Annotated in this window: 10 protein-coding genes; 2 read left to right on the top strand and 8 right to left on the bottom strand. The window is 38.9% G+C overall.

The annotated features are described in order from the left end of the window. Positions 1–342 precede the first annotated feature (342 nt). Both GQR56_RS03720 and GQR56_RS03715 read left to right on the top strand, forming a co-directional pair. Complete coding sequence (locus GQR56_RS03720) at positions 343–2469, top strand: glycoside hydrolase family 16 protein (RefSeq protein ID WP_166109196.1); 2127 nt, start codon at positions 343–345, stop codon at positions 2467–2469. A 78-nt stretch (positions 2470–2547) separates the two neighbouring features. Further along, positions 2548–5496, top strand: a complete 2949-nt coding sequence (locus tag GQR56_RS03715; protein ID WP_166109195.1) for a TonB-dependent receptor — start codon at positions 2548–2550, stop codon at positions 5494–5496. An 86-nt stretch (positions 5497–5582) separates the two neighbouring features. On the opposite strand, the gene GQR56_RS03710 is transcribed toward GQR56_RS03715, so the two are convergent. From GQR56_RS03710 to GQR56_RS03675, 8 genes are all read right to left on the bottom strand, one after another. After that, the gene (locus tag GQR56_RS03710; RefSeq protein WP_166109194.1) at positions 5583–6305 is read right to left on the bottom strand and encodes a hypothetical protein; all 723 of its coding nucleotides are present in this window, start codon (positions 6303–6305) and stop codon (positions 5583–5585) included. A 54-nt stretch (positions 6306–6359) separates the two neighbouring features. Then, complete coding sequence (locus tag GQR56_RS03705; protein ID WP_166109193.1) at positions 6360–7832, bottom strand: S41 family peptidase; 1473 nt, start codon at positions 7830–7832, stop codon at positions 6360–6362. Positions 7833–8020: 188 nt separating this feature from the next. Next, positions 8021–8389 carry a DUF3703 domain-containing protein gene (locus GQR56_RS03700; protein ID WP_166109192.1) on the bottom strand — a complete coding sequence of 123 codons (369 nt, stop codon included), beginning with the start codon at positions 8387–8389 and terminating at the stop codon, positions 8021–8023. Between the two features lie 104 nt (positions 8390–8493). Further along, positions 8494–9732, bottom strand: coding sequence for a cation:proton antiporter (locus GQR56_RS03695; protein ID WP_166109191.1), 1239 nt, complete (start codon positions 9730–9732; stop codon positions 8494–8496). Between the two features lie 189 nt (positions 9733–9921). Next, positions 9922–10464, bottom strand: a complete 543-nt coding sequence (locus GQR56_RS03690) for a DoxX family protein (protein WP_231613060.1) — start codon at positions 10462–10464, stop codon at positions 9922–9924. Between the two features lie 32 nt (positions 10465–10496). Beyond that, positions 10497–11324 (bottom strand): DNA-binding domain-containing protein, encoded by an 828-nt coding sequence (locus GQR56_RS03685; protein ID WP_024610875.1) that lies wholly within the window; start codon positions 11322–11324, stop codon positions 10497–10499. Next, positions 11321–12247 carry a DUF692 domain-containing protein gene (locus tag GQR56_RS03680; protein ID WP_024610874.1) on the bottom strand — a complete coding sequence of 309 codons (927 nt, stop codon included), beginning with the start codon at positions 12245–12247 and terminating at the stop codon, positions 11321–11323. Before GQR56_RS03680 ends, GQR56_RS03685 begins: the two co-directional genes overlap by 4 nt. Then, positions 12237–12584, bottom strand: a complete 348-nt coding sequence (locus GQR56_RS03675; protein WP_008165743.1) for a DUF2282 domain-containing protein — start codon at positions 12582–12584, stop codon at positions 12237–12239. Before GQR56_RS03675 ends, GQR56_RS03680 begins: the two co-directional genes overlap by 11 nt. Between the last annotated feature and the right edge of the window lie 196 nt (positions 12585–12780).

Raw genomic sequence — 12780 nt, 5'->3', positions numbered from 1 at the left:
AGATTGTTATTTAATATGTAAGTAAAGCACATAGCTGTGCTTTACTTACATTCATACATTAGACCACTGCAAACTAAAGTAACCCCTCCTTTTTTACTAAACATTTTAACCAACTAATAAATGCTATATTTTTATAACTCCTTGTTAACTGGTCGAACCGTAAACTAAATGTAAATAACATAGACAAATATGTTGACCAATTACCTTCCCCGCAATATCATTTGTAAGCGCTTACAATTCACACATAAAAATGTAAGCGCTTACAGTAAATAAAAACGATATAACTTTTAATAAGTTAAAACACAAATTCTGACAATAATCTGTTGAAACCGGGGTTCAGTTATGAACATTGAAACAACGCACATTACTCGCTTATTGGCTGCTATTTCATTAGCATCTTTAGCTGGTTGTGGTGGCGATGCTGCCACTACATCAAATTTTGATAAAGTAGACGTAACCGCACCAGTCTCTGATTGGCAAATGGTTTGGAATGACGAATTCGATACATCTAGCATTGATGCAAATAAATGGAATTTTGAATTAAATTGCGATGGCGGTGGTAATAACGAAAAACAATGTTACACCGACAACGAAGAAAATGCCTTTGTAAAAGACGGCATACTTAACATTGTTGCCCTCCCCGCTGGAGAAGGTGCAGAACAGCCATATACATCAGCGCGTTTAAATACACGTTATAACGCTGATTTTACTTATGGCCGCTTTGAAGTGCGTGCAAAATTACCAGCAGGACAAGGTAGTTGGCCCGCATTTTGGATGCTGCCAACAGATGAAGTTTACGGCACTTGGCCTCGTTCTGGCGAAATAGATGTTTTAGAATCAGTAAACCTTAAAACACCAGATGAAGACGGCGGAATAGAGTCAAGCATCCACGGCACCCTTCATTACGGACGTGCATGGCCAGATAATAGCTACACAGGACAAGAATATAAATTCCCTGAGAATACTAATCCAGCAGATGATTTCCACACTTATGCTGTTGAATGGCAAGAAGGTGAAATTCGCTGGTACGTAGATGGTTACCTTTATGCAACCCAGCGTCAATCTGAGGTTTTATACAATTCCAAAAGTGAGCCTGCGGGCTTAAAGCATCGAGGTTGGTTTGCAGAATACTTTGAACAAGGTTCTGGCGAACTTACAACGCATTGGGATAGCGCACCATTTGATAAAGATTTTCACTTATTGCTAAACCTAGCAGTAGGCGGCGACTGGCCTGAAAACGTTAATGATTTAGGTATAGATGCTAGCGCATTTGAAAACGGCCAAACCTTTGCTATTGATTACGTACGTGTTTATCAATGTGCATCAAGCCCTGATACAGGTAAAGGGTGCGAAACTATTCGCCCAGGTTACGATAGCTTAGACGATGCCCTACTTGAAGGTGATGCACCAGTTCCTATAGCTGATGGAGTTACTCCATTAACCATATTTGGTGATTCTTTTAATATTAATTGGCCTGCGTGGGATTGTTGCGGAGGTTCAACTCCTGCAATAGTTGTTGATGAACAGCAAGGTAATACTGTTGAATTTAATGTTGGTGAAAACCCAACTGTAAACGGTTTTATTTCAAGAGCGGCAAACATTACCAATGAGGCAGGTGTAGCCTCTCCTTTTGATGCAACGCCCCTGTTAGCACAAGGGTATTTTCAATTTAAAATGAAAGTAACTAGCGCACCTGCTGATGCAAACTCTACATGGGTTATTAAGCTTGAAAGCGCAGGAGACACAACAACTGCGGCCGAACTACCCATTACTCAAAGCGTTGAAGGTATTGCTCCTGTTGTAGGTCAATGGCAAACATACACATTTAAATTAACCGATCTTGTTGCTGCAAACTTAGATATTAGCGCTATTGATGCGGTTATGATCTTTCCTACTTGGGGCACTGGTAATGGCGCTGTTTATAGAGTAGATGATGTAAAAGTTACGCAAGATTTCCCTGAGCTTGATGTGTTTTCAGATACTCAAAATCTTGATTGGCCAATGTGGGACTGCTGTAGCGGCTCTACGCCAGTGGAAGTAATGGATGATGAACAACATGGTATAACAGCAGAGTTTACAATAAATGATACGCCTACTGTAATCGGCTTTAATAGCCGTACATCTGTTGGTGGAAGTGGCGAGGCATTTGATGCAAGCGCTATCATAACACTCGGTCAAATTACGTTTGATATGAAAGTTACGAGTATGCCAAGCACACCCGATGCGCCATGGTTTTTCAAAGTTGAGTCAAACGAAGGTGACTCTGCCGTAGAGCTTGCACTTACTGCAAGTGTTGAAGGTATTGCCCCTACTTTAAACGAATGGCAAACATATACTTATACGCTTTCTGATTTATCGGCTGCCGGTTTAGATGTAAGTGCAATAGATGTATTAATGATTTTTCCTAATTGGGGTCAAGGTGCTGGCGCAGTATATCGTGTTGATAATGTAAAAATTTCAAACCCGTAATTAAGATTTCACTGACAAATTCTAGGTGCTTACACAGCACCTACTCTCTTGAACAACATTTTATAAAGCAGAGCTATTATGAACACATTCAATTTTAAAAAGAGCCAACTTGCGGCTTCTGTGTCTCTCATCATTGCTGCGAGCACATTAAACACAGCTATTGCGGCAGAAGCTGAAACAAGCGTTTCATCTGATGTAGAAGTTATTGAAGTAAAAGGTATTCGTGGTTCACTTATCCGCTCAATGGATATGAAACGCGATTCGGCAGGTGTAGTAGATGCTATTTCAGCTGAAGAAATGGGTAAATTCCCTGATACTAACTTAGCAGAATCACTGCAACGTATAACCGGTGTATCGGTAAGTCGTGCAAATGGCGAAGGTAGCCAAATTACAGTGCGTGGTTTTGGCCCTGAGTTTAACTTAATAACGTTAAATGGTCGCCAAATGCCAGGCACGGGTTACTCTCGTTCTTATAATTTAGAAAATATTGCCTCAGATGGCGTAAGCGCACTTGAAGTATTTAAAACTGCACGCGCCGATATACCTAGTGGAGGCTTAGGCGCAACGGTAAATATATCAACAGCCCGTCCACTACAAAAACCTGGCGAGCATTTTACAGCATCAGCAAAAGCGCTTTACGATACCTCAAATGAAGCTGGCGATGATGTAACACCAGAAGTATCGGCGATGTACAGCAATACCTTTAAAGATGAAACCTTTGGTATTGGCTTTTCGTTTTCTCACCAACGCCGTGACTTTCAAAAACAAAGCGCAAATATTCAAGGTTGGCAAGCAAACGTAGATTTACCTACCCTTGACCAAAGTGATTTTATTGACAACCGCAGTGTTGATGCTGATGGAAACCCTACCGGTAATTACTATCTTCCAAAAGATATGAACTACTCAATTGAAGACTTACAACGCGAACGCACTAACGGTCAAGTAACACTTCAATATGCGCCAACTGATAACTTTGTAGCAACTGTAGATTACACCGCAAGCGAAGCAACCACTGGCTCACAAACTATTGGCTGGGGTATTTGGAACGACTTTGGCAGCAATATTAATGGTTACGAGTTAGACGAAAACGGCACTGCCGTATACATGGATTTAAGCGGTAATGATGCTTCATTTACTTCAAGCAAAAGTACCACCGAAGTTAAAGCACGCTCTTTAGGTGTGAACCTAGAATGGCAAATTAATGATACATGGCAAGTTGAACTTGATTATCACGACTCTAAAAACGAAACTGATAACGGCGCAGATAGCGGGTTAGGTAGTGCAGGACAAGTTATTTTAGGTTCAGACCAGCTTGTAAATAAAGTATACGATTTCCGTACAGGTGAAATACCAAGCGCTGAAGTATTTTGGCAAAATGGGACAAATGAATTAACTAAAGGCGAAATAGATTCTAACTTTAGTCAATTTATTCATTCACCAGGCGAGTCAAATATTGAACAACTGCAATTACACACAACTTGGTATAACGAAAGCTTTGATATTGGCTTAGTTGAAGTTAAATTTGGTGCCTCTCGTACAGAGCAAGACACTGGCGGTTACACTGCATGGAGCGGATTAGTGGGCGGTCCTGGTTTTAACCCGTCGTACACTGAAGTATTCCCAGATGCGATGTTTACTCGTAATGATACATCTGGTTTGCTTGATCAGTTTTCAGGCGGTGGCAGCGACTTACAGCCTAATTACTACTACACATTTGACTTTGACGAAGCGGTAGCAAGACAAATAGCTTACTTAACCTCAGATGTTACCGGCGGCGATGCATACGCAGCAAACGCTTATCTAGATGGTATTGACAGCGAAAGCTATGTTGAAGAAATTACCAACAGCTTTTATGTTCAATCACGTTGGGAGTTTGAGCTTGGTGATTACTTTTTAAAAGTAAATACAGGCCTGCGTTACGAACAAACAGATGTAACCAGTACAGTACGCCAACGAGTAGAACAACAAGTTAATTGGATCAGCGCCTCAGAATGGATTATGCAATACGCAGACGGCGGCGACGATAATTTCTTAGAACAAGAAGGTGATTACGACGTTTTACTGCCTTCAATTGACTTAAGTCTCGATTTAACCGATGACATAGTTGCCCGTGTTTCTTGGGGTAAAACAATGTCACGAGCGCCATTAGGTAACCTCGCGGGTGGTCGAAGCCTAACAGGCAGCCCTAAACCTGGTTCGCGTACAGGTAGCCAAGGTAATACAAACTTACTGCCATTTAAATCAACAAACCTTGATTTATCGTTAGAGTATTATTATGCAGAAGGTAGTTATGCATCAATTGGCTACTTTAAAAAAGACGTAGATAACTTTATTCAAACAAACATTACGCAAACAACAATTGACGGTTTACACGATATTTTAAACGGTCCTCGTTACTTGCAAGCCGTGAGTGATTTAGAATCACGTGGTGAGCAAGCAACAACCGATGCTATTTTTGCACAAATGATCGCAAATGGTGATGCTAATTCAAGTGGTATTATCGAGCCAAATAGTGATGATCCGCTAATAACATGGAATATTAGTCAACCACAAAACAGCGACAGTAAATCAGTAGATGGTTTTGAAGTTGCTGTGCAGCACTTAATTGGCGAAACCGGATTTGGTGTTGGTGTAAATGCCACATTTGTAGACGGCGATGTAGAATTTGACACTGAAAGTTTAAGCCAACAATCACCATTATCGGGTTTAAGTGACTCGGCAAACTTTCAAGCATTTTACGAAAAAGATGGCTTATCAGTTAAAATTACTTACGCATGGCGCGACTCGTACTTAATTGGTGTTGGTCAAGCGCAAGGCTCTGCAGACGCACCACCGCAGTATGCTAAAACATATGGTCAGTGGGATATGAGCGTAAATTACGACGTAAACGAAAACGTAACGGTATTCTTTGAAGGTGTAAATCTAAACAACGAAACCGAACAAGGTTACGGACGTTACGAAGAGCAATTCTTATTTGCTAATCAATACGGTCCTCGTTACGCCATTGGCGCACGTTACAGCTTCTAAAGTATTTACCAGTAAAACGAAGCCGCTCTTTTGAGCGGCTTTTTACTTAATAGATATCTCGGTATTTAATGCCACGAGCTAATAAGCTAAAGCTCTGCGACCTTTGGTAAAGGTTTCTTACTTAATATTTCAAATGTAATTAAATCCACAAGCATCGAATAAACCACATCATTATTAATAAAAACAACAAAAAGCTCGCCGTCAGAATTTAAACCTGATTCAACTATACGACTATAATCTGTAATAATTTCAGTGTAATTAGAGCCATCAACTTTACTTAAAGCAAAAGTCCGATTGTCGGTATTATCTAATTTATTATCTAAATTTGTATCACTATTTATTACCTCATAAGAGATAGCGCGGGTGGCTGAGCTTTTATTAAACTCATCATCTACAAGTGGGATTATATCTATAATCAACTGATCTATAGATTTAAATAACCAAACAGAGTTATTCGTACTGCTATTAATTAAGAGAACGTTTTTTGATCTGGTTGGTGTATAGCTACTCCCGCCAAACTCACTATACATCCCCAGTACTGTACTTTTTTCTACAAACAGTTTTTCGGACTCAAGTGCAATAAAATAAAAATCGGTGCCACTTATTTTATGTGGATAACCTAGGCGCCAGTTTTCTTCTTTGTTATCGTCTTGAGCTAAATTTAATGTTGTCTGTTTTGTGAGATCCTGATCTTTAAAAATGACAGAAGCAAGTTGATAAAAAACAAACAATATAGCAATTATAAGTCCACTAAATAAAACCAGCCCATTAAGATTCCATACCCATTTAAAAAATTTATCTGATTTCATGTTATTCCAACTTCTAAGCTACTTAATTTTAAAGTAGGTAATTATTAACAAACCCTAGTATTTTTTAATCTGCTCAAGCAGCCGATTGGTTGTCCAATCAATGCCGTTATACGCAATATCTGGCTTGTAGTAAGCCCCAGCCCCTCGCGCTCTGTTTACGTATACTTTGTTAGGTACAATCACTTTGCCTAAGCCTGAAGGTAAATCAGCTAAACGTACCTCCATATACATAGAATCAGCGCTGCTTGGAGCACCAAACAACCGCGTATTTGAAAGTAACTTAAACACATCAATCGCATCTAAGCAGGCACTCGCACATTGCGGCGGAACAATAACAAACACCTTGGTTTTAAAGTCACTCACTAAAGGCGTATGTGGTATGTTATTTAGCGTATTAGTCTTTTCTTCTACATAAAACGGGGCATCACTTTCAAGTGATAGAGCCATGCCAGCAGCGACGGTTTTAAGAGTTTTCAGTACTTCGGGTTGATCTTTTACAACGCTAAATAAAGACTCTACATAGTCAGTATTATCTTTTGATGCTCTCCACCACACTTGCGTGTTTTGAGACAAGCCAACCGCATTGTGCTCTACAACTTTTTCGCCCCACAGCCCTTTTGCAATTTGTAAGCTCCAGTAAGATGAACCACCTTGGTTATGGCGCAAATCTAATACCACGGTTTTTGCATTAAGTAACTTACTACGCTGCTGTTGTATTTTTTCAAACACTTTATTGTATGCAGCTGTTTGTTTATCGTTTACTGAAAAGCTAGGCATAGCAATCCAAGCAATGTTTTTTTCAGGCCACGTTAAATCAATGGGGAGTTCATCACCGTTATAAGCATTTTCTAAATGCTTACTTACTGACTTAGGCCTTACTGACCAATTTAGTACTTGTGTATAGGTATCACCATTGGCTTTAACAAATTCACATGCTTTTAAAGGAGTTAAAAATGGATTGCCCTCGTCAATTAGTAACCGCCAACCTTGCTGCCACCAATGCCCAGGTTGTGCCACTTCACCATGAAACTTAAATATTCTCTCCCGCATTAAGGTATCAATGCTTTGCCCATCGCATTGGCTTACAACATCACCTTTGCTAATATTTTTGGCTTCGCTGTAATACACTTTTAGCGCATCACCTCGCCAAACAGCACTGAAGCCTGGCCAGCGGCGCGCGGGCCTCTCTACGCTTGAAAACGCACCAGCATGACCATCTTGTAAAACAGTACTAAAACGTGCAATTGCCGCAACATGAACTTGCGGTCCGCTCGCTTGAGCCGACAATGTAAGTGCTTCTGCTTTTGCTTGTTTTAATAAATCAGGGAAAGTTGGGTTATTAACATCAAACATACCAGGGTGATTTTGTGCAGATATACTATAAGCAGCTTCTATATCGCTATTTGTAACACTGCGCCACTGCTCTGGCGTTGTGGGTACAGCTTGCTCATGTCCAGCATTTACAAGTGGTGATAGTAGTAAAGTTGGGAGTAATACATAGTTGATTATTTTTGTTTTTATAGTCATAAAAATCCATTTAATTATTAGCTTTTTAAACATGCTAAGCTAAATATAAGCTGACAATAATGCAAAGTTTACTTTTATTTATAATTAAGAGCTAGTTAGCTAACTGAAGCATTTTTAAAAATTAGTCGGGTAAGGTGTTTTCGCTAAAAATGAAGTACTACACGCACCAACAATAAAATGAATTTTTATTATATCTCTGATTTAGCGCGTGCAATATAACCAGAATACTCAGCAGAAATAGGCATGACTTTGAAGGGGCTGACGTTTGCCCCGCCAGTGTTACCGCTGGGAATTAATCCAAACGCAGTTTTGGTAGCTGCTCCAGCTATACGAAATATTTGTCCAAAAAGCTCACGTAAATCGTTTTGCTTAAACGCCCAGCAAAACATCAATACATGCACTTTAACATGAAAATAAGTGGATTCTTGACCGAGTACATGAGCATTTTCTAAATGCTCAAATGCCTCCATAAACTTGCCATTTTTATTAGCTAAATGAGCTAAGTCTAATTCGGCATTTACATATGGTTTTATATTTTTAGTGAATTGACTAAACATACTTCTATCCTTGTAAGCGTATAACGAGTATTTAAAGCAACTCGTTTATAACCTATGTTTATTAATGGTCAAACAATAACCGAGTTGCTATTTTGGTTCAATTGCTACTTTTGTTTTTTTAGTTTTGCGAGCTCTCTTGATTTAATTTTTAGCACTTTAATTTTAGCGCCGTACCAATTAGCCATAGGTGCTGCTGCAATACCGTGTATTAAAGTGCTCATCCATACAGCGTTAATCGCAACAATTAAAACTGAGTGACCGTATTCACCTAAAATATCCTTAGAGATAATAAGTGCAAACAGCGCTGTTGCAAGACCTCGAGGTCCAAAGAACCCCATAAACACTTTTGTTAATACCTTAGCTTTAGTGCCAATCAATGAAAGATAAATAGCAAGAGGTCGTACAATAAATATACTTACTAAAATATAACCAACAACAGGGAGGGTTAAATGCTCAACAGCTGAAGGAAGTAAGCCAAGCCCAATAATAACAAACGAAGTCCATATTAATATTTGACCTTCACTTTCAGTAAATTGGTATATAAATCGGCAATGACCTTTTACAATATTACCAAAGGCTAAACCTGCAACAAACGCTGATATAAATCCATTTCCACCCATTAAAGTAGCCATTAAATATGATGTGCCGGTAAGTGCTAAAACGCCAATTCCTTCATATATAGTCGATGATATTTTTTTTGACTCAGAGTATAAAAATAAACGTCCGCTCGAAAACCCCATAAATGCGCCAACCAAAATACCTATAAATATTTGGCTAAATCCAAACACTAACCATGACATTTCATTTTCTTGAGAGCCGGTTTCCATAGCAACTAAACTGGCAAAAAATAAAATAACAGGTAATGCTAGTCCGTCATTTAAACCGCTCTCAACTGATAAACTTTGTCGCTCGTTTAAAGGTACGCTCTCATTGCTAACAACAGCTTGCCCTAAAGCTGCATCAGTCGGTGCTAAAATTGCCGCAACTAAGGCTAGCATTGCCCAAGGCCACTGTGGAAAAAACAAATAAGCAAAGCCTGTACCAATCAAAATACTCAACGGCAAACCTATCAATAGCATTCTTAAAGGCCACGTATTTTGCCTTTTTAATCTGCGTAAATTTATTTGTGAAGCATCTAAAAATAATAATACAACTAGCGATATTTCTGCTATTAAATACACGGTCTCGTGTGCATCGCCTATATTGATCAGCCCAACCTGAGATACAGCAAAACCTATACCTAAAAATACCATTGGCGCCGTGATAATAGTGGTAGAGAGTTTTTTTGCTAGCATAGAGTAAGCACTAACTGAGAAAAGAAGAATGAGTAATCCTATTTCCATTGGGAGTTCCTATTAGGCATGGCTTGGTATTTTTATTAGAAAATATCAGGGTTGGGGTTAGCTATATTAAATCAGCACAATTTGTTGAGTTAATTTTTATAAGTTTATTTTTAACTTTAATCTAAAATAATAACCGGCACCTAAATAACATTAGCCTGCCGGTTACGTTTAACTTTAATATGCAAAAGCTTATTTAGCTGCTGCACGTTTTGCGTCTAAACCAAGTAACTTATCAATAGATAAAAAGCCAGGTCCACGAGCAAAAATCACTAATAATGAAACAGCCCACCACGATGCCGGATTAATCCAATGATCGAGTGTAGGAAAAACTGCAAGCTGAATAAACATTGTCATACCAATAAGACCTAACGCTGCAAAGCGAGAAAACAAACCGATAATCAGTAATATTGGGAGTAACACTTCAACAACACCAGCAACCACAGCAAGCGTTTCAATTGCTTTTACAAGGAATGAGCCATCAACATAATCTAATGTTTTTGGATCACAAAGCTGCAAAGCACCTTCTCTAACTGGATCAGGACAGAAAAATTCGTATTTAAATAAGTCGTATTTATCAACATTAAATTGTAAAAAGCCATCCCATTTACTCAACCCAGAGTCTAGGAATACTTTAGCGACCATAAAGCGAAGAAAAAACAGTGCTATAGGTTCTAAGAACCGCGATAACTGCTCTCCCATCTGTACGTACAGTTGTTGTATTTTTTTTATCATGCCCATATTTATTCCTACTCTTGTAATGTGTACTAATTGATTTGGATTTCTAATAACTCATTTTGCAAGCATGCTGTAAAAGCATCGCTCACTTCAAAGTTTTCATCTACCGTTATTGCTGCATCAAAAGCTTCACCTAAAGACCTACTTGTACCCTGTAGAGCCTGCATAAGTGCAACTTCTGCGATAGAAAGAGAGCGGGCTTGCACCGCACCTTGCAAACGCCATAACATTATAAAATCCTCAGTAGAGGATTTAGTTACAACGACATCATTATTATTTGTTTTTAGCGAAATCCATTCAAAAAATGCGCCTTCACTCACACTAAGTAGCAGTACGCTGGGGTTAAGCTTTACATTAAGCTCAGTAAGCTCAGTACCTTGTTCCATTAGTTGAGTAACATATTCTATAGTTAAAGTTTCAGTTGAATCAGCGCTCATCAAACTCATTAGCCACGCGTAGTCTAAATGCGCAATATCAACTAAGTTCATATATAAATCTGATGCACTTTGCTGATTTACAGTGACTTCAAAAATATGTTTATTTTCAATTTCACCATCTTTAATCAAATCTGCAACAAAGTCTGGAAAGCTTAATCCGTATCCCACCAAAGTGCCCTGCTCTGGTGGAAAACGGTCAACATAAAGTCGTGCCATTTTACGAAAGTTCTCACTACCTACTTTTTTTTCACACATAGGAAAGTTAGCTATTAATGCATCAACGCAGCCTTTATAAAACCCGTTTCTATACACAGCTAATCTTTTAATGTGCGAAGGATTTTCGCAAAAATGCTCCATTGCACTTGGATCGCCCGTTCGCAAATAGCGAGTAAAAGCATCAATATATTGATTGGTACTCATTGGCGAACCACTTCTTTATGAGATATATTTAAGCGACTTTGTGACTCGCTTTGATTCAAATAGTTTTGCGCAGTTTCTCGCTCGCTCATAAGCTCTTCAAACGATGGAATATTAGCATCTCGCTCAACAAGCACTGGTCGCTGACCAAATATCTCAATTGCTTGTTCTAGCAAATCCCATACAGGAGTTGCCACCGGTGCTGCATGGCTGTCTATCAATAGTGACTGACCAAGAGCTGGATCCGGATCGTGCCCTGCAATATGAATTTCTCCAACAAGCTCAGCGGGGATCTGCTTTAAATAATCAAGCGCATCAATACCCGTGTTTTTACTACTGATATATAAGTTATTAATATCGATCAGTAAGCCACAACCAGAGCGCTTAGCCGCCTCAACTAAAAACTGAGGTTCATCCATATCACTTATAAAATCTAAATAGTTACTTGGGTTTTCTACTAAGATTGACCGACCTATGCCCGTCTGGTAACAATCAATCCCATTAATTAAAGATGCAAGAGCGTCTTGTGTGCGAGGTAAAGGCATTAAGTCTGCAAAATATTTACCCTCAGACTTAGACCAAACTGCATGCTCAGATACCAGTGCTGGTTGAAACTCATCAATCAACGCTTTAACTCGTTTAGTATGAGCAAGCATGGCTTTATGATCAGAGCCTAACGAACCACCAACACCATGAAAACTAATATCAAAATTTTCACGTACCGCTCTCAAATAATTTAACCGAGGTCCACCTGCTACAAAATAATTTTCTGTATGCACTTCAAACCAAAGATTATTATTTGTAACTGGCTGTTCTACTGGTAAAGCTAAAATGTCGTCAAGATGTTCTGGCTTTAAACTTAGGCCGGCACCTAATTGCTCCCCAGCAACAATGTACTGGGGAAAACCTGCTTTATTAACCTTCAAGCGAGCCTTTACCATTAGGAGTTACAACTGATTCACATACGCCTTTAGGTGCATATGTCCATGCGTTAGCTTGGAAGTCTGTAGTTGAAGTGCCTTCACAACTCGTTCCTGCACCTGCTTTACAATCATTTTCACCAGCTAAAGCAATACCAAAACATTTATCTTTACGACCGCGAACTTTATCACCAGCTACCCAGCCTTTAAATTGCTCTTGTACTTTTGCTGAAGCACCTTCTGCAACTGTTAACTGGCTGTTAGGACCAGCTACTGCGCCTGCACTTAATACTGCTGCTGATGCGCCAATTAATAAAGCCGTAGTTAAATTTACTTTTTTCATTTGTATGCTCCTGATTAAAATATTTTTTCTTGTTTTATCAATGGATGCGAATAAACATCCACATTCTCATAAACAAGTACAATAAGGATAAGCGGTATCGCCGTTTTATCAATTTAATAGACCTATTTGCATAAAAATAAATTTCAAATTAAATTTCAAATTAAATTTCAAAAATATTGATAACAATAAAATAAAA

This window comes from Pseudoalteromonas sp. Z9A5 (assembly GCF_011378875.1).
GTDB lineage: Bacteria > Pseudomonadota > Gammaproteobacteria > Enterobacterales > Alteromonadaceae > Pseudoalteromonas.
The sequence above is the reverse complement of the archived record's forward strand: the minus strand, read 5'-3'. Positions and strand labels throughout refer to the sequence as shown.